At 74.7% G+C, this 18,154-nt stretch carries 16 protein-coding genes; 11 read left to right on the top strand and 5 right to left on the bottom strand.

Annotation, left to right across the window (positions count from 1 at the left end; genetic code table 11):
* The first annotated feature begins 76 nt into the window (after positions 1-76).
* Genes F593_RS0111875 through F593_RS0111920 form a run of 10 tightly spaced genes read left to right on the top strand, consistent with a single transcriptional unit; the run spans position 77 to position 10,692 of the window.
* A complete protein-coding gene (locus F593_RS0111875; RefSeq protein ID WP_211216163.1) occupies positions 77-907 on the top strand; it encodes a sugar phosphate isomerase/epimerase family protein in 831 nt (276 codons plus the stop codon).
* Positions 904-1,926 carry a sugar ABC transporter substrate-binding protein gene (locus tag F593_RS0111880; protein WP_022928976.1) on the top strand — a complete coding sequence of 341 codons (1,023 nt, stop codon included), beginning with the start codon at positions 904-906 and terminating at the stop codon, positions 1,924-1,926. Before F593_RS0111875 ends, F593_RS0111880 begins: the two co-directional genes overlap by 4 nt.
* Positions 1,923-2,996, top strand: a complete 1,074-nt coding sequence (locus F593_RS0111885; protein WP_022928977.1) for an ABC transporter permease — start codon at positions 1,923-1,925, stop codon at positions 2,994-2,996. Before F593_RS0111880 ends, F593_RS0111885 begins: the two co-directional genes overlap by 4 nt.
* The gene (locus F593_RS0111890) at positions 2,993-3,844 is read left to right on the top strand and encodes an ATP-binding cassette domain-containing protein (RefSeq protein WP_022928978.1); all 852 of its coding nucleotides are present in this window, start codon (positions 2,993-2,995) and stop codon (positions 3,842-3,844) included. The genes F593_RS0111885 and F593_RS0111890 overlap by 4 nt, the downstream gene beginning before the upstream one ends.
* The gene (gene iolG / locus F593_RS24675; protein WP_022928979.1) at positions 3,841-4,932 is read left to right on the top strand and encodes an inositol 2-dehydrogenase; all 1,092 of its coding nucleotides are present in this window, start codon (positions 3,841-3,843) and stop codon (positions 4,930-4,932) included. The genes F593_RS0111890 and iolG overlap by 4 nt, the downstream gene beginning before the upstream one ends.
* The gene (iolC, locus tag F593_RS0111900) at positions 4,929-5,894 is read left to right on the top strand and encodes a 5-dehydro-2-deoxygluconokinase (RefSeq protein WP_022928980.1); all 966 of its coding nucleotides are present in this window, start codon (positions 4,929-4,931) and stop codon (positions 5,892-5,894) included. The genes iolG and iolC overlap by 4 nt, the downstream gene beginning before the upstream one ends.
* Positions 5,891-7,828 (top strand): 3D-(3,5/4)-trihydroxycyclohexane-1,2-dione acylhydrolase (decyclizing), encoded by a 1,938-nt coding sequence (gene iolD / locus F593_RS0111905; RefSeq protein ID WP_022928981.1) that lies wholly within the window; start codon positions 5,891-5,893, stop codon positions 7,826-7,828. The genes iolC and iolD overlap by 4 nt, the downstream gene beginning before the upstream one ends.
* Positions 7,825-8,670, top strand: coding sequence for a 5-deoxy-glucuronate isomerase (gene iolB / locus F593_RS0111910; protein ID WP_022928982.1), 846 nt, complete (start codon positions 7,825-7,827; stop codon positions 8,668-8,670). Before iolD ends, iolB begins: the two co-directional genes overlap by 4 nt.
* Complete coding sequence (locus F593_RS0111915; protein WP_022928983.1) at positions 8,667-9,626, top strand: 2-deoxy-5-keto-D-gluconate 6-phosphate aldolase domain-containing protein; 960 nt, start codon at positions 8,667-8,669, stop codon at positions 9,624-9,626. The genes iolB and F593_RS0111915 overlap by 4 nt, the downstream gene beginning before the upstream one ends.
* Positions 9,616-10,692 carry a Gfo/Idh/MocA family protein gene (locus F593_RS0111920; RefSeq protein WP_022928984.1) on the top strand — a complete coding sequence of 359 codons (1,077 nt, stop codon included), beginning with the start codon at positions 9,616-9,618 and terminating at the stop codon, positions 10,690-10,692. Before F593_RS0111915 ends, F593_RS0111920 begins: the two co-directional genes overlap by 11 nt.
* A gap of 107 nt (positions 10,693-10,799) precedes the next feature.
* On the opposite strand, the gene F593_RS0111925 is transcribed toward F593_RS0111920, so the two are convergent.
* Genes F593_RS0111925 through F593_RS28300 form a run of 4 tightly spaced genes read right to left on the bottom strand, consistent with a single transcriptional unit; the run spans position 10,800 to position 13,218 of the window.
* A complete protein-coding gene (locus tag F593_RS0111925) occupies positions 10,800-11,258 on the bottom strand; it encodes a VOC family protein (protein WP_022928985.1) in 459 nt (152 codons plus the stop codon).
* A 9-nt stretch (positions 11,259-11,267) separates the two neighbouring features.
* A complete protein-coding gene (locus F593_RS0111930) occupies positions 11,268-11,690 on the bottom strand; it encodes a helix-turn-helix domain-containing protein (protein WP_022928986.1) in 423 nt (140 codons plus the stop codon).
* Between the two features lie 45 nt (positions 11,691-11,735).
* Complete coding sequence (locus tag F593_RS24680; protein ID WP_022928987.1) at positions 11,736-12,533, bottom strand: spermidine synthase; 798 nt, start codon at positions 12,531-12,533, stop codon at positions 11,736-11,738.
* 4 nt (positions 12,534-12,537) lie between these two features.
* The gene (locus F593_RS28300) at positions 12,538-13,218 is read right to left on the bottom strand and encodes a TetR/AcrR family transcriptional regulator (RefSeq protein WP_022928988.1); all 681 of its coding nucleotides are present in this window, start codon (positions 13,216-13,218) and stop codon (positions 12,538-12,540) included.
* A 141-nt stretch (positions 13,219-13,359) separates the two neighbouring features.
* Between F593_RS28300 and F593_RS0111945 the strand changes: the two genes are divergently transcribed.
* On the top strand, positions 13,360-15,639 hold the full coding sequence (locus F593_RS0111945; protein ID WP_022928989.1) for a DUF2339 domain-containing protein: 2,280 nt from the start codon (positions 13,360-13,362) through the stop codon (positions 15,637-15,639).
* A gap of 224 nt (positions 15,640-15,863) precedes the next feature.
* Here the strand turns inward: F593_RS0111945 and F593_RS0111950 are convergent, their stop codons facing one another.
* The gene (locus F593_RS0111950) at positions 15,864-18,080 is read right to left on the bottom strand and encodes an MMPL family transporter (protein ID WP_022928990.1); all 2,217 of its coding nucleotides are present in this window, start codon (positions 18,078-18,080) and stop codon (positions 15,864-15,866) included.
* Positions 18,081-18,154: the final 74 nt, after the last annotated feature.

Raw genomic sequence — 18,154 nt, forward strand, 5'->3', positions numbered from 1 at the left:
GTCACGTGCCCAAGCGCCCGCCCTCGCAGGAGCCCCGATCTCGTGGGGCGTCTGCGAGGTGCCCGGCTGGGGCACCATGCTGCCCCCCGAGCGCGTGTTCGGCGAGATGGCTCAGCTCGGCCTGCAGGCCACCGAGCTCGGTCCTGTGGACGACTACCTCGCGCTGGACGCCGAGGCCATCCGCGACGCGCTCGAGCCCCACGGGCTGCGGCTCGTCGGCGGCTTCGTCCCGCTCGTCCTCCACGGCCCCGACATCACGGAGGCCCTGGAGCAGGCGCGGCGCATCGGCGGCGTCATGGCCGCCGCGGGCGCGGACACCTTCGTCCTGGCGATCATCGCCGACGCGGACTGGTCCGCGCCGCCGGCGCTGAACGCCGAGGACTGGGTCCGGATCGGGCGCCACGTCGACGAGGTCGCCGCCGCGGTGGCCGAGCTGGGCCTCACGTTGGCGGTCCACCCGCACCAGGGCACGCTGATCGAGGAAGCTTCCGACGTGCAGCGACTGCTCGAGACCTCCACCGCGGGGTGGTGCCTGGACCCGGGTCACCTCGTGATCGGGGGGTTCGATCCCGTCGACTTCGTCCGCCTGCACGGGGACCGGATCGTGCATGTCCACCTGAAGGACGTGGACCGTGCGATCGTCACACGTCTCCGGGCGGGGGAGCTGAGCCTCATGGAGGCGGTGCAGGCCGGGTTGTTCCGGCCCTTGGGCCGGGGAGACGGCCGCATCGCCGAAGTGCTGGAGCTGCTGCGCGAACAGGGGTACGGGCGCTGGATGGTGCTCGAGCAGGACACCGCGATCACCGGGCAGGAGCCTCCGGTGGGCAGCGGACCGATCAACAGCGTGCGCGAGAGCCTTGCGTTCCTCGACACGACGGCTCCGGAGAGAGAGGAAGTACGTCGATGAGTACTCAGAAGCAGCACCACGGTCGTCGCCTGTCACGGGTCGGCGCGACCATCGCCGCCGTCGGCTCAGCGCTCGCGCTCGCCGCGTGCGGGTCCAACGGGCCCGGCGCCGACACGGGGGGCAAGGCGTCCGACGACGTCAAGCTCACCGCCGGCTCCGGCCTGAAGGTCGCGATGGTCACCCACGGCGACTCCGGGGCCTACTGGTCCATCGTCAAGCGCGGGGCCGAGGCCGGGGCGAAGGACCTCGGCATCGAGCTCAACTACGCCGAGTCAGCCAACGACCCGCAGCGGCAGGCGCAGCTGATCGAGGCCGCGATCGGGCGCAAGCCCGACGGCATCGCGGTGTCCGCCCCGAACCCCGACGCCATCAAGGGCGCGGTCGCGCAGGCCACGAAGGCCGGCATCCCGGTCGTCGTCCTCAACTCCGGCGTCGAGAAGTTCGCCGAGATGGGCGCTATCGCCGGCGTCGGCCAGGACCCGACGATCGCCGGTGAGGCCGTCGGCAAGCGCCTGAAGGACGAGGGCGTCAAGAAGATCCTCTGCGTGAACCACGAGCAGAGCAACGTCGAGCTGCAGGCCCGCTGCGACGGTGTGAAGACCGGCCTCGGCGGCGACTTCGAGGCCACGAACGTCGCCGGCAACAAGGACGTCGCGACCTCGACGAACGAGATCAAGTCCAAGCTGCAGGCCGACGACGCCATCGACGCGGTCGTCACGCTCGACCCGGAGATGGCGCTGGCCACGAAGAGCGCGGTCTCCAGCTCGGGCAAGAAGGTCAAGATCGCGACCTTCGACCTCAGCGGTGACATCGCCAAGGCGATCCAGGACGGCTCCGTGGAGTTCGCGGTGGACCAGCAGCCCTACCTCCAGGGCTACCTGCCGATGACGCTGTTCCAGCTCTACAAGAGCACCGGCACCGTCGTCGGCGGCGGCCGCACGGTCCTCACCGGCCCGGGCATCGTCGACGCCAAGAACGCCGCCCAGGTCGAGAAGCTCGCGGGGGACGGCATCCGATGAGCACCGACCCGGTCACCGTGTCGCCGTCCCCGACGGGTGCTTCGGCCCCGTCCGGGGACGAGCGGGTCGGCCGCACGACTCCGTTCGCCCTGATCCTCCGGCGCCCCGAGGTGGGGGCGCTGGTGGCCAGCCTCGTCGTCGGGATCTTCTTCGCCCTCTACGCCCGCGGGTTCGGGGAGCTCTCGGGCATCGCGAACTGGACGGGCGTGGCGGCGACGTTGGGGATCCCGGCGGTCGCGGTCGCGCTGCTCATGATCGGCGGGGAGTTCGACCTCTCCGCCGGCGTCATGGTCGGCACGTCGGGCCTCGTGATGAGTCTGCTGGCCACGGAGGCCGGGTTGAACATCTGGCTCGCGATCGTCCTCACGCTGCTGTTCGCGGCGTGCGTGGGGGCGATCAACGGCTACCTCGTGATGCGGACGAAGCTGCCCAGCTTCATCGTCACGCTCGCGACCTTCTTCATCCTGCAGGGCGCCAACCTCGGCGTCACGAAGGCGATCACCGGCGCGGTCGCGGTCTCCGGCCTCGACCAGGCCTCGGGGTTCGACGCCGCCCGCGGCGTCTTCGGCGGCACCTTCTGGGCCCCGTACAACTTCCAGATCAGCGTGCTCTGGTGGATCGCCGTCACGCTCCTGGCCACCTGGGCGCTGACCCGCACGCGGTTCGGCAACTGGGTCTACGGCGTGGGCGGCGACCTCGAGGCCGCACGCAACGTCGGCGTGCCCGTCGTCCGCGTGAAGATCACCCTGTTCATGGGCACCGCGCTGGCGAGCGGCCTGACGGGGATCATCGTCGCGCTCCAGATCTCGTCCGCCCAGGCCAGCCAGGGCGTCGGGCAGGAGCTGCAGTTCATCGTCGCGGCCGTCGTCGGCGGCTGCCTGCTGACCGGGGGCTTCGGCTCCGCGATCGGCGCGGCGCTCGGCGCCCTCATCACCGGGATGGCCTTCATCGGCATCCAGTTCTCGGGCTGGAACACCGATTGGCGGTTCCTCTTCCTCGGAGTGGTCCTGCTGCTCGCGGTGATGCTCAACACCTGGATCCGCAAGCGCGCCTCGGAGGCCCGCCGATGAGCACGCAGGACAGCACCGCCACGACGACCACCACGGACGCCGGGGGCCTCCCGCCGCTCGAGCGCGGCGCGGTCGCCCTCGAGGTCCGCAACGTGTCGAAGCACTTCGGCAACGTCGTGGCCCTGAAGGACGTCTCCTGCGTCGTCGAGGCGGGGAAGGTCACCTGCGTCCTGGGCGACAACGGGGCCGGCAAGTCGACGTTCATCAAGATCCTCTCCGGCGTCCACCAGCAGGACGAGGGCGAGCTGCTCATCAACGGGCACGAGCACCGCCTGACGTCGCCGCGGGCGGCGCGCGAGCGGGGCGTCGCCACGGTCTTCCAGGACCTCGCGACGGTGCCGCTGATGTCGGTCTGGCGCAACTTCTTCCTCGGCAGCGAGCCGCAGAAGGGGGTCGGGCCGCTGCGGCGGCTGGACCGCGCCGCCGCGAAGCGGATCACCCGCGAGGAGCTCGCGAAGATGGGCATCGACGTCCGCGACCCGGAGCAGCCCATCGGCACGATGTCGGGCGGCGAGCGCCAGGCCGTGGCCATCGCCCGCGCCATGTACTTCGGCGCGCGCGTCCTGATCCTGGACGAGCCGACCTCGGCGCTCGGCGTCAAGCAGGCCGGGCGCGTGCTGCGCTACATCGCCGCCGCGCGCGACCGCGGGGTGGGGGTCATCTTCATCACCCACAACCCGCACCACGCGTTCCCGATCGGCGACCGCTTCGTGATCCTCAACCGCGGGCGCCTGAAGGGCTCGTGGCAGAAGGGCGAGATCACCCGCGACGAGCTCGTGCACCAGATGTCGGGCGGGGCCGAGCTCGAGCAGCTCGCCCACGAGCTGCAGAAGGGGGAGCCGGCATGAGCGGCGCCGGATTCGGTGCCCCCGAGGTCGACGAGCGCCCCGACCTGCGGGTCGCGGTGCTCGGCGTGGGGCGCATCGGGCGCTTCCACGCGGAGCTCCTGCACCGGCAGGTGCCGGGCGCCACGGTCGTCGGGGTCTTCGACGTTCACGCGCCCGCGGCGGAGGCGGTCGGCGAGCTGCTCGGCGTCCGCGTCGCGGCGACGGCGGAGGAGCTCCTGGAGTCCGACGACGTCGACGCCGTCGCGATCTGCACGAGCACCGACACGCACGCCGGGCTGATCGTCGCCGCCGCGCGCGCCGGCAAGGCGATCTTCTGCGAGAAGCCGATCTCGCTCGACCTGGCCGAGGTCGACCGGGCTCTGGCCGTGGTCCGCTCCTCCGGGGTGCCGTTCCAGATCGGCTTCAACCGCCGCTACGACCCGGCGCACGCCTCCGTGCGCGCCGCGGTGGTCGACGGGGTCGTCGGCGACGTCCACCTCGTCCGCATCAGCTCCCGGGACCCCGCCCCGCCGCCGCTGGAGTACGTCCGCCACTCCGGTGGGCTGTTCCTCGACATGACGGTCCACGACTTCGACATGGCGCGGTTCGTGACGGGTAGCGAGGTCGTCTCCGTGCACGCGGTCGGCGGGCTGCGGATCCGTCCCGAGTTCGCCGAGGCCGACGACGTCGACACGGCGCTCGTCACCCTCACGCACGAGGACGGCAGCTTCACCTCGATCGACAACAGCCGCCAGTCGCCCTACGGCTACGACCAGCGGGTCGAGGTGCACGGCTCGCTGGGCATGGCGGCGTCGGACAACCCGCTCCTGCACACCGGGGTCGTCCGGACGGCGGCGGGGACGAGCGCACCGGTGCTCCCGTCGTTCTTCGTCGACCGCTACGTGCCGGCCTACCTCGAGCAGTGGACGCGGTTCGTCGGCGACGTGCGCGCCGGCCGGACGCCCGAGGCCGGTGTCGACGCCGCCCGCGCCCCCCTGGTCATCGGTCTCGCCGCCTGGCGCTCGCTGCGCGAGGGCCGCACGGTGACGACCGCCGAGATCGACGCGGAGGCCGCCCCCGCGGCCGCCGCCCACGGAGACGCCCGATGAGCGACACGCCGCTGGACCTGCTGACGTTCGGACGCATCGGGGTGGACCTCTATCCCGAGCAGTCCGGCGTCGGCCTGGCGGACGTCACGAGCTTCGCCAAGTCGCTCGGTGGCAGCCCGTCCAACGTGGCGGTCGCCGCCGCACGGCTGGGCAACCACAGCGCGGTGGTGACGAAGGTCGGCGACGACCCGTTCGGCCCCTACGTGCGGCGCGCGCTGCGCGAGTTCGGGGTGGACGACCGCTTCGTCGGGACGGACCCGACGTTGCGCACGCCGATCACGTTCTGCGAGCTGCACCCGCCGGACCACTTCCCGCTGCTCTTCTACCGCGAGCCCAGCGCCCCGGACCTGCAGCTGCGCGAGGACGAGCTCGACCTCGACGCCGTGCACTCCAGCCGGATCCTGTGGTTCACGGGCACGGGGCTCTCCGTCGAGCCCAGCCGCGGCACGACGATCGCCGCGGCGCGCGCCCGCCACGAGCACGACCCGTCGGCGACCACGATCTTCGACCTCGACCACCGGCCGATGTTCTGGTCCGACCCGGCCGAGGCCGGCCGTTGGGCGCGCGAGGCGCTGCCCTACGCCACGATCGCCGTCGGCAACCGGGACGAGGTCGAGGTGGCCGTCGGCACCCGCGAGCCCGACGCCGCGGCCGACGCGCTGCTCGAGCTGGGCCTGCAGGCCGCGATCGTCAAGCGCGGGCCCGAGGGCGTGCTCGTCGCCACGCCGGAGGAGCGGTGGGACATCGCGCCCTACCCCGTCGACGTCGTCTGCGGCCTGGGTGCCGGGGACGCCTTCGGCGGTGCGCTCTGCCACGGCCTGCTGCACGGCTGGCCGATCGAGCGCGCGGTGCGGCTGGCCAACGCCGCCGGCGCCTACGTCTCGACGCAGCTGGCCTGCGCGGACGCGATGCCGACCCTCGACCAGCTGCGCGCCGTCGCCGGCGACGAGGTGGTCGCGTGAGCACCGTGCGGCTGACCGTCGCCCAGGCGCTCGTGCGGTTCCTCGCCGCCCAGCACGTGGAGCGCGACGGCGAGCGGCGCCCGTTCTTCGCCGGCTGCTTCGGGATCTTCGGCCACGGCAACGTCGCCGGGCTCGGCGAGGCGCTGCTGGCGGGCCAGGACCGCCTGCGCTACCACCCCGGGCGCAACGAGCAGGCCATGGTGCACGTGGCCTGCGGCTACGCCCGCCAGGCCAACCGGATGGGCGCCTTCGCCGTCACGACCTCCGTCGGCCCGGGCGCCACGAACCTCGTGACGGGCGCCGCGCTGGCCACGATCAACCGGCTGCCCGTCCTGCTGCTCCCCGGCGACACGTTCGCCGGCCGCGTGCCGCACCCCGTCCTGCAGGGCCTCGAATCCCCGCACGACGGAACTGCGTCGGTCAACGACTGCCTGCGCCCCGTCTCGCGCTACTTCGACCGCATCGTCCGGCCCGAGCAGCTGATCCCGGCCGCGCTCGAGGCGATGCGCGTGCTGACCGACCCCGCCGAGACGGGCGCGGTCACCCTCGCGCTCCCCGAGGACGTGCAGACGGAGCTCGTCGACGTCCCCGAGGCGTTCCTCGCCGAGCGCACGTGGCACGTGGACCGCCAGCCCGCCGCGCCCGAGGCTCTGGCCCGCGCGGCGGCCCTGATCCGCGGCGCAAAGCGGCCCCTGATCGTCGCCGGCGGCGGCGTGGTCTACAGCGGGGCCACCGCCGAGCTGGCCGCCTTCGCGACCGCCACGGGAATCCCCGTCGGCGAGACCTTCGCCGGCCGCGGGGCGCTCCTCAGCGACCACGAGCTCGCGCTCGGCGCCGTCGGGCACACGGGCACCACGGCGGCCAACCGCCTGGCGCGCGAGGCCGACGTCGTCATCGGCATCGGCACCCGCTGGGCCGACTTCACCACCGCGTCGAAGACGGCGTTCCAGGACCCCGACGTGCGGTTCGTGAACGTCAACGTCGCCGCGATGGACGCCCACAAGCACGCCGGCGTGGCACTGCAGGCCGACGCCCGCGTGGCGCTCGGGCAGCTCACGGAGGCGTTGGGGGACGTGCGCGCCCCCGCGGAGTGGCAGGAGCGCGCCGCGACCGAGCGCGGGGCGTGGGAGGAGGAGCGCCTGCGCCAGATCGCCGTCCCGCAGGACGGCACGCTGACCCAGGCGGCCACGATCGCCGCGGTCAACGACGCCGCGGGCGAGACCGGCGTCGTCGTCAACGCCGCCGGCTCCATGCCGGGCGACCTGCACAAGCTCTGGCGCGCGCGGGACCCGCACGGCAAGGGCTACCACGTGGAGTACGGCTACTCCTGCATGGGCTACGAGATCCCCGGCGGCATCGGCATCGGCCTCGCCGCGCCCGAGCGCCGCGTGTTCGTGCTGATCGGCGACGCGTCGTACCTCATGCTCCCGTCCGAGCTCGTGACGGCCGTGGCGGAGCGCACGCGGATGGTGCTCGTGATCGTGCAGAACCACGGCTACGCGTCGATCGGCGGGCTTGCGCGCTCCGTCGGGATCGCCGGCTTCGGCACGCACCACCGCCTGGCGCCGGACGACGCGCCGGTGCTGGACGCGCCCGACGGCGACGGCCTCGCCCCCCGCGGCGGCGCCGACCTGCGCGCCCCCGCCGAGCCGCAGGCGATCGACCTGGTCGGCAACGTCCGCAGCCTCGGCGTACCCGTCACGGAGGTCACGACGGACGCCGAGCTGCGCGCCGCGCTCGCCGCCGCCGAGGGCGCCGACGGCCCGGTCGCGATCCACGTCGAGGTCGACCGCTACGCGGGCGTCCCGAGTTACGAGGGGTGGTGGGACGTGCCCGTCGCCGCGCAGTCCGACCGCCCCGAGGTCCAGGCCGCGCGCCGGGCCTACGACGAGGCGCGCCAGAAGCAGCGCCACTACCTGGAGGTCACCCCGTGAGCCGGCTCCTCATCCGCCCGTCCGCCGTCGACCCGGACGGCGGCGGCTCGATCGTCTCGGTCACCCCGGAGTCCGCGGGCTGGACGTACGTGGGCTTCGAGGTCCTCGCGCTGCCCGCGGGGGAGACGTTCGAGCGCCCTGCCGTCGGCCGTGAGACCTGCATCGTGCTGCTCTCGGGCCACGTCCACGTGTCGTCGGAGCACGGGGAGTGGCGCGACGTCGGCGGCCGCGCGCGGCCCTTCGACGGTGCCCCCGTCGCGGCGTACCTGCCGCCGAGCACCGCCTTCCGGGTCGAGGCCGCCACCGGTGGAGCCGAGGTCGCCGTCTGCACCGCGCCGGCCGAGACCGGCACCGCCCCGCGGGTGCTCGACGCCGTGCCGACCGAGATCCGCGGCTACGGCACGCAGGAGCGCCACGTCCACAACGTCCTGATGGACGAGGGCAGCGCGGAGAGCCTGCTGGTCTGCGAGGTCCTGACCCCGTCGGGCCACTGGTCGAGCTACCCGCCGCACAAGCACGAGCGCGACGCGCTGCCGGAGGAGTCGCTGCTCGAGGAGACGTACTACCACCGGGTCCACCCGGCCGACGGCTTCGGGATCCAGCGCGTCTACACCGACGACCGCAGCCTGGACGAGACGATGGCCGTCTCCGACCGCGACGTCGTCCTCGTGCCCCGCGGGTACCACACCGTCGCCGCGCCCCCCGGGGTCGCGGTGCACTACCTCAACGTCATGGCAGGCCCCACGCGCAGCTGGGCGTTCGTCGACGACCCCTCCCTGGCCTGGACCCGCGCGCAGGGCGCGGTCACCGACGCCGCCGTCCCCGAGCGCCCCAGCCGATGACCCCCACGCACGACACCGCCCCCGCCGAGGCCCCCGTGGCCCGCGGCTACGACGAGGAGCTGTACTTCCTCGCGTTCGACCACCGGGGGGTGTTCGCGCGCTCCGTGCTCGACGTGGACGTGCCGAGCCCGGAGGACGAGGGCACGATCGCCGACTGCAAGGCGGTGATCCTCGAGGGTCTCCAGCGCGCGATCGCGCTGGGCGGCGTGCCCCGGGAGCGCCTGGGCGTGCTGGTGGACGAGCTCTACGGGGCGCAGGTCGCCCGCGACGCGAAGGCCGCCGGCGCCGTCGTCACGATGCCGGTGGAGGAGCCCGACCAGGACGTCTTCCGCCCCGCCTACGGCGCGGCGTTCGGGGACCACATCGAGGCGTTCGACCCGGACTTCGCCAAGGTCCTCGTGCGGTTCAACGCCGACGGTCCCGCGGACGACAACCGCGTGCAGCTCGAGCGGCTGCGCGAGCTGTCGGACTGGCTGACGGCCCACGGCCGGCGGTTCCTCTTCGAGCTCATCACGCCGCCGACCGCGGACCAGCTCGCGGCCGTCGACGGTGACGTCGAGCGGTTCGAGCGCGAGCTGCGCCCGGCACTCATCCGCCGCGCCATGGCCGCCGTGCAGGACGCCGGCGTCGAGGTCGACGTGTGGAAGCTCGAGGGCCTCGACGACCCCGCGGACGCTCGAGCGACGGTGGAGCAGGCCCGCAACGCGCCGCACCGCGCAGGCGTGGCGTGCATCGTCCTCGGCGCCGGGGCGTCGCAGGAGCGCGTCGACCACTGGCTGCGCGTGGCGGCCGCCACCGACGGGTTCGTCGGCTTCGCGATCGGCCGCTCCATCTGGCGCGCGCCGCTGCGCGCGATGCTCAGCGGTGAGAACGACCGCGCCGAGGCCGCGGAGCGGATCGCCCGCGGCTACCTCCGCTTCGTCGACGTCTACCGAGGAGGCGCCGATGTCGCCTGAGTCCCCCGCCGCACCCGCACCGTCCACCATCGGGCCCGAGCTCACCGCCGCGGACCCGGTCCGCATGAGCGTCATCGGCCTCGGGCGCCTGGGGCGCCTGCACGCCGAGAACGTGGCCGGCCGGGTGCCCGGCGCCCGGCTCGTCCGCGTGGTCGACGCCGTGGAGGACGTGGCGCGCGCCCAGGGCGAGCGGCTCGGCGTCCCGTGGTCGACGGACCCCGCCGACGCGCTCGGCGACGATGTCGAGGCGGTCGTGATCGTCGCCCCGACGCCGCTGCACCCCGAGCTGATCGCCCAGGCCGCCGCGGCGGGCAAGGCGATCATGTGCGAGAAGCCGATCGCGTCGGACCTGACCGCCGGCCGCCGGGCCGCGGACGCCGCCGAGGCGGCCGGGGTGCTGCTCCAGATCGGGTTCCACCGCCGCTTCGACCCCGCCTGGGCGCACGCCCGTGAGCGGGTCCGCGTCGGCGAGCTCGGCGAGGTCCAGCTCTTCCGCTCCCAGCTGTGGGACCAGCGGGCACCGGCGGCGTCGTTCCTCGCCGACTCCGGCGGGCTCTACCTCGACGTCACCGTCCACGACCTCGACTGCGCCCGCTGGATGGTCGGCGAGGTCGAGGAGGTCACCGCCCACGGCGCCGTCCTCGTCGACCAGGAGATCGCCGCCGTCGGCGACCTCGAGATCGGCGTCGTCACGCTCAAGTTCGCCTCGGGCGCGCTCGGGATCATCGACAACGGCCGCAGCGCCGTCTACGGCTACCAGGCCTCCGGCGAGGTGCTCGGCACCCAGGGGGCCGTGCGGATCGGCGACGACCACCGCATCCACGACCTGCAGTGGCGCACGCCGGAGGGCGCGCGCACGGACTGGCAGGGCGACTTCCAGACCCGCTTCGCCCCGGCGTACGTGGCCGAGCTCGAGGCGTTCGCGCGCGCCGTGCGCGGCGGCCCGGCGACGGGCGCCACGGGCGCCGACGCCCTCGCGGCGCAGCGGCTGGCCGCGGCCTGCGAGCGCTCGCGCGCCGAGCGGCGCACGGTCGTCGTCGCCGAGCTGGACGACGACGGCGCCTGAACCCGGGGCCCAGCCGCCGCCCGAGGGCACCCGCCGCTGCCCGAGGGCAGTCGGCGGCGCCTCGGTGTGGCGGCCGCGTGGCCGGCGGCGCCCGAGCGGCCCTGGCGCTACATCCGGAACTCTTCGCGCAGCGTGGCGGCGTCGGGCGGCGCGGCGCCCGTGTCCTTGAGCTCCGTGACCCGGAGGTTGTTGCCGAAGGGGTCGCGGACGCCGCAGTCGATCCCGTAGAAGTGCTCCGTCGGCTCCTGGACGAACTCCACGCCGGCGGCGCGCCACGCCTCGTAGGTCGCGCGGCAGTCGTCGACGGTGAGGATGAAGCCCAGGCCGAGTGCGCCCTTCGCCAGGAGCGCCCGGACCTCGCCCGCGGTGGCCTCGTCGTGCGCGGGCGGCCCCGGCACCTCGAGCAGGACCTCGCGGTCCGTGCCCGGCACGCGGACGGTCAGCCACCGCATCACGCCCAGGTCGACGTCGGCGGCCACCTCCATCCCGAGCTTGCCGACGTAGAAGGCCAGGGCCTCCTCCTGGTCGGTCACGTAGAGGGCGGAGTGGGTCAGGCCGGTGAGCATGGGGCGAACCTAGTCGGCCGCGACTGCCTCGGCTTCTCCGAAACTGCTCGGTCGCTCCCACCGCATCGCGAAGCACGGCGGCACCCACGGGGGCCGGCCCCGGCTGCGGAACGCCGTGGGCGACTCGCCGACGATCGCGCTGAACGTGCGGCTGAAGGTGCCGAGGCTCGTGAACCCCACGTCGAGGCAGACGTCGCTCACGCTGCGGTCCGTCTGTCGCAGGAGTGCCATCGCCCGCTCGATGCGGCGGCGCTGCAGGTAGCGGTGGGGCGTCTCGCCGAACGTCGCGCGGAACGTGCGGCTGAAGTGGGCGGGGGAGACGTGGGCGATCGCGGCGAGCGCGGGCACGTCGAGGGGCTCGGCGAAGCGGCGGTCCATCGCGTCGCGGGCGCGCAGGAGGCGGCGGTTCTGGTCCTCGACGGCCGCGCTCACGGGGCCATCGAACCACAGGGGACCCTGCGTGCGGAAGGGGCGGGCTCAGGCGGCGTCGGCGAAGCGGGCGGCCGGCACGACCTCGGCCGGGTGGGCGCCGCCGGCGAGCCGACGCGCCAGCGCGTCGCGCGGCAGGGCGGCGTCCGAGGCCAGCAGCAGGACGTTGCCCGCGTGCCGGCCGCGCATGACGTCGCGGCCGCCGAACGCCAGCGCGTGCCCGAAGGCGCCGAGCAGGAACCCCGCCTGCTCCGCCGCGAACGGCCACGGCGGCTGGTCCACGACGTTGAGGAGGTAGCGCCCGCCGGGGCGCAGCACGCGCGCCACCTCGGCCGCGAACGCCGCGGTCGCCATCGGGGCCGGCGTCTCCGTGCCGACGAACGCGTCGCCGAGGACCAGGTCGTAGGTGTCGTCGGGGGCTCCGGCGACGATCGCGGCGCCGTCGGCCTGCAGGACCCGCAGGCGCTCCGAGCGGCGTAGCCGGAGGTGTCGCTCGGCGAGCTTGACGACCGCGCCCGAGCGCTCGACGGCGGTCTGGCGTACGCCGGGCCGGGTGCTGGCGAGGAACCGGGGCAGGCTGAACGCGCCCCCGCCGAGGTGCAGGACGTCGGCCTCGGCCCCGCGCGGCACGAGCACCTCGAGGGCCGCGCCGATGCGGGCGACGTAGTCCAGCTCGAGGTGCGTCGGATCGTCCAGGTCGACGTAGCCGTGCGCCAGCCCGTCGATCAGCAGCAGGCGGCCACCGGGGCGGGCGCGGTCGGGGACGAGCTCGAGCACGCCCACGCCGGACTCGACGCGGACGGGCTCCGCGGCGCGGCCGCCGCGGCGGGAGGGACGGCGGGCCACCGGGTCAGTCCGCGTCGGACTCGGGGGCGACGGCCGCGGCCAGCGCCGACAACGCCCGCTCGTCCCCGGTCGCGGCGACGGCGCCGCCCAGGGTCAGGAGCACCTGCTCGACGAGCTCGTCGCGGGTCGGGGCGCCCAGGTCGAGGCGCACGAGCACGCAGCCGTCGACGAACAGCAGCCAGCCGTTCAGGGCCGCCCGCAGCGCCGGGGGCGCCTGCTCCACGTCGGGGTGGCCGAGCGCCTCGGCGATCTGCGCGACGGTGGCGGCACGGATGCCCAGCAGCGTGTCGCGCACGCCCGGCTCGGCGGCCGCGGCGGTCAGCAACCGCCGGAACGCGACCGGCCGCTCGTCGATCCAGTCGAAGTACGCCCCGAGACTGCGGCGTGCGGCCGTCCCGAGGGGCACGCCCGGCTCGGGCTGCACGCGGGCCGAGAGGTCCTCCGCGCCGCGCTGCAGGGTCGCCACGAAGAACGCCTGCTTCGTGGGGAAGTAGTGGTAGAGGAGCGGCTTCGACACCCCGGCGGCCCGCGCGATCTTCGCCATCGTCAGGTCGGCGTAGTCGTGCTCGGCGAACAGCTGCTCGCCCCGTTCGAGCAGCAGGCGGCGCCGCTCGTCGACGGTCATGCGCCGCGGGGCGCGGAGCGGTGCGGCGTCGCCGGAGGCGGCCTTGCGGGACAGGGGCACGTCCGCAGGATAGCGGTGTCGACCACAGGTCAGTAGTTGTCGACCCACGGTCAAGAAGTGTTGACCGCGGGTCAGCAGCGCTGCTACGGTCCGCTGACCGCGGGTCGACAAGACGCCCCGCCCGCCTTCCGGAGGTCGTCCGTGTCCCGTCCCGCCCCACCGCCCGCCCCCGACCGCCTCGACCTGCTCGAGCAGCGCGTCGCCGAGGTCGAGCGCCTGATCACCCGCGGCGCCGTGGCGTCCGGTGCGCCCTCGCGCCGCGCCGCGCCGGCCGTCGCCGCCCCGCGGCCGGCCGCCGCCGAGCCGGTGTGGCCGCGCCCCGCGGGCCACCTGGCGCCCCGGCCCGGCACGGTCCCCACCGAGAGGCCGCGGCGCGTGCCCTCCGAGTCCGCGTCCGGATCCCCGTCCGAGTTCGAGTTCGCGTTCGGGCCCTCGTTCGAGCCCGAGCGCTCCGCGTCCCGGCCCGAGCCCGCGACGGAGTCCCACTCCGAGTCGTGGTTGCGGCTCGACGAGGCGTTCGTCGGCGGCCGGCTCCTGGCCTGGGCGGGCGGCGCGGCACTGCTCGCGGCGCTGGCCACGCTGCTGTGGCTCGGCGTGCGCGACGGGTGGCTGGGGGAGGAGCTGCGCTGCGTGCTCGGCGCCGTCGCCTCGGCCGCGCTCCTGACGGCAGGCCTGCGCAACGCACGCTCCGGCCGGGCGGGCGAGGTCTCGTGGGTCATGGCCGGGACCGGGCTGGCCGGGCTCTACGCCACGACGGCCGTGGCGACGACGACCTACGGGCTCCTGCCCGACGCGGCCGGCATCGCGCTGCTGGCCGCCCTCGGCGTGGCCGCCGCCGGGCTCGCGTTGCGCTGGGACGCACCGCCGCTGGCCGGCGCCGGGCTGCTGGGCGCCCTCGCCGCCCCGGTGCTGGCCCCAGTCGACGGGCTCGTGCTGCCGATGGTGATCGGCACGATGGCGGCCACCGGCCTGCTGCTGCGCCACCGCCCGTGGACGTGGCTGGCGGCGGTCGCCACGGTGCTCGGCCTGCCGCAGGTCGCCTACCGCACGGGCGTGCTGCTCGACGGGATCGACGGCTCCGGCTCGGTGGACCCGTCGGCCCTCGCGGTCGCCGCGTCCGGCGTCGGGGTCGTCGCGGCGGCCGCCGCGGGGCTGCTGATGGTCGCCGGCTGGGAGATCGCCCGGCCCCGGGCCCACGAGCGCTGGTCCATGCCGCTGCTGCTCGTGGTCCACGCCGCCGTCGCCGCCGCCCTCGGAGCGGGGTACGCGGCCGCCGACCGGCCCTGGGAGGCCGCGGCCACGCTCGCCGGGGTCGCCGCCGTCTTCGTCCTCGGCGCGGTGCGCGTGCACCGCCGGGCCCGGTCGGGGTCCGTCGTCGAGGTCGTGCTCCTCGCCGCCGCCGTCCTCGTGGTCGACCTGGGGTTCGCGCTCGTCGCCTCCGGGTTCGGCCAGCTCGTGGGCTGGGCCGTCACCGGCCTGTGCTTCGCCGTGCTGGCGCGGCGGGCGGCGCGGGCCCGGGTCCCCGTCCTCATCGGCGGGCTCGGGCTGCACGCCGGCCTGGCCCTCGTCGAGACGGTCGGCGCGGCCGAGGTGGGCACGGGCACCGGGCTCTTCGCCTCCGCCGCCGTGCTCGCCGCGCTCTGCGCCGTCTCGGCGCGCGTCGTGGCCCCGCGCAGCCCGGGAGCCCGGATGGTGCTCGACGCCTCGGCGCTGACCGTGGCGCTCGGCTGGACGGCGATCGTCGCCGACCCCGAGGTCCTGGCCTGCGTCGCCGCGGCCGAGGCTGCGGCGCTGGCGCTGCTGGACCGGCGCGCGCCCGACGTGGTGGCACGGCTGGGCGCGCTCGTGCTGCTGGGCGTCGGCGCGACCGTCGCGACGCTGCACGCGGACGGGGCGGCGCTCGAGGCCGCCTGGGGCGTGGCCGCGACGGACGACCTGCTCCGCCTCGCCGGCGCTCCGCTGGCCGTGGCCCTCGCCGCCATGGTGGCGGTGGCCGCGTGGGGCCGCCCCGGGCCCCGGATGCCGACCGGCCCCGCGGCGGACGGGCCGCAGGTCGACGCGGTCTTCCGCGGCCTCGTGGTCGGCGGCGCGGGCAGCCTGGGCCTGCTCGCCGCCTCGATTGCCGTCGGGTGGCTGACCGTGCAGCTCGGCGGTGGCGACGACGCGATCGAGGTCGCGCGCGACGTGCTGTGGGGCTCGACGGGACTCGCCCTCGTGGCCGCGGGTCTCCTGCGCGACGCGGTGCTCGTCCGCTCGACCGGGCTGCTGCTGCTGGCCGGCGTGGGACTGAAGATCGCGCTGCTCGACCTCGCGGGCGTCGACACCGCCGGGCGCGTCGTGGCCTGGGCCGTGCTCGGCGCACTGCTGCTCGTCGGGGCCGCGCTCTACCGGCGGCTGCGGCCGGCGGTGTCGGGCGACTGAGGGTGCGCGGCGGCGATCCCACGGCCGCCGGGTCCGCGGGGTCCGCCGCTGGCGCCGCCGAGGCGTCAACGCCACGACCGCCCCGGCGCCGCGCCCGCCGCGCCCGCGGTCTGCGGCACCCGCCCCGGAACGACCGCGACCCGGCCGGGGCCGGGTCGCGGTCGCACGTCAGGACGTCGGTCCCGTCCGTCCCCACCGATCTGGCGGGGACGGACGGGACGGGGTCAGTCGGCCGGCGCGGCGTAGACGTCCTTGTCCATGCCGGGGAGCGGCTCGCCCTTGGGGTCCTTGTTCTTCACGAGGTGGCCCTCGAGGGACACGTTCGGGAGGATCCGGTCCAGCCACCCCGGCAGCCACCAGGCCTTGTCGCCCAGGAGCGTCACGACCGCCGGGGCGATCACGAGCCGGACGACGAGGACGTCGATGAGGATCGCGAGGCCGAGGCCCAGGCCGATCATCTTCGCCGTCACGTCGGGCTGCGAGACGAACGCGAGGAACACGGACGCCATGATCAGGCCGGCGAAGAGGATGACCTTGCCGATCCGCGAGACGCCGGTGATGACGCTCTGGCGCGGCCCCTCACCCTCGTTGTAGGCCTCGTGCACCCGGGAGAGCAGGAACACGTTGTAGTCCATGCTCAGCCCGAAGAGGATCGCGAAGATCATCACCGGGATGAACGACACGATCGGCACGCCGCTGTCGACCCCCAGCAGGCTCGCGCCCACCCCCTCCTGGAAGACCGCGACGACCACGCCGTAGGCGGCGCCGACGGACAGCAGGTTGAAGACGGCCGAGACCAGCGGGACCCAGAGCGAGCGGAAGGCGGCCATCAGCAGCAGCACCGAGAGGCCGATGACCAGCGCGATGAACAGCGGCAGGCGGGAGGCGACCTTGTCCGAGAAGTCCTCGAACCCGGCCGTGTTGCCGCCGACGTAGACCTTGCCCGCCAGGGGGGTGCCCTCCGTGGCCTGCGGGATGACGTCCTTCCGGAGCTTCTCCAGCGTGTCGCTGGTGCGGGCGTCCTGCGGCGCCGTGGTCGGCGTGCCGAAGATGATCGCGGCGCCACCGTCCGGCGTCGGCGCGGCCGGGCTCACGCTCTGCTTGACCATGCCGGGCGTCGAGGCGATGGCGGTCTGCAGCTTGGCGAGCTGCGCCTCGGTCGGCTTCTGCTTGCCGCCCGTGTCGATCGCCATGAGGAACGGGCCGTTGTAGCCCGGGCCGAAGCCCTTCGAGAGCTCGTCGTAGGCGACGCGCTGGGTCTTCGACGTCGGCTGGTTGCCGTCGTCGGGCTGGCCCAGGCGCATCTGCGTGACGGGCGCCGCGAAGATCAGCAGCACGACGACGCCGGCGGCGATGGAGACCCACGGGCGGGCCGTGACCCGCTCGGCCCAGCGGCCGAACGCGGGGGAGGCCGCGACGTGCGACGCCTTCTTCGGCGTGAGCCAGCGCTTGAACGCGCCGATCATGATCGGCAGCACCGTCAGCGCGGAGAGCACGACGGCGGCCACGCCGATCGCGGCACCGATGCCCATCTTGCCGATGAGCGGGATGCCGATGACCAGCAGGCCGGCGATCGCGACCATGACGATCAGGCCGGCGGCGACGACGGACGAGCCCGAGGTCGCGGCGGCCTTGGCCGACGCGTCCCGGACGCTGTCGCCCGCGGCGACCTGCTCCCGGTAGCGCCCGATGATGAGCAGCGCGTAGTCGATGCCGGCACCCAGGCCGAGCATCACGGCGATGATCGACGCGAACTCCGGCAGACCGAGCGGCTTGGCGAGCGCGGTCAGCAGCAGCTGGCCGACCATCACGCCCAGCAGTGCGCCGAAGATCGTGGCGCCCATGGCGGCGAACGAGCGGAAGAGGATCGTCAGGAGCACGATGGCGATCGCCACGCCGACGAGCTCACCGACCGGGGCCTCCTGCTCCGCAGCGATGTCGACCACGGTGCCGCGCATGGAGACGGCGACGCCGCCGCCCTCCTCGGCGGTCTTGGCGGCCTCCTCGAGCTTCTGGCCGTCCTCTGGTTCGAGGTCGGCCGGCTCGGTCGTGTACCGGACGTCGACGGCCGCGATCGACCCGTCGGGCGAGACGGTACCGCCCTCCGTGAACGGGTCGGAGACGGTGCCCTTCGCGCCGACGAGCGGCTTGATCTCCGCCAGGGCGGCGGTCACGGCCTCGCGGTTCTTGGCGTCCGTGATCTTGCCGTCCTTCGCGGAGAAGACGACGGTGGCCTCGGAGCCGGCGAGCGCCGGGGAGTGCGCCGTCAGCAGGTCGAGGGCCTGCTGGGTCTCCGTGCCGGGGGCCGAGAAGTCGTCGGGCGCGGGTGAGCTCTGCCCGGCGACGACGCCGAGCAGGACGATGATGGCGATGGCAGCGGCGAGGCTGCGCTTCCAATGATGGGTGAGCGCGCGGGCGATGCGTGCGAGCAGGGCGGACATGGTGCTCCTGACGGGGGCGGACCGGCACCGCCGGAGCGGCGCCGCCGGGGAACATAGCACCGTCACGGTAATTT

Origin of the sequence: Patulibacter americanus DSM 16676 (assembly GCF_000420025.1) — a bacterium.
Lineage (GTDB): Bacteria > Actinomycetota > Thermoleophilia > Solirubrobacterales > Solirubrobacteraceae > Patulibacter > Patulibacter americanus.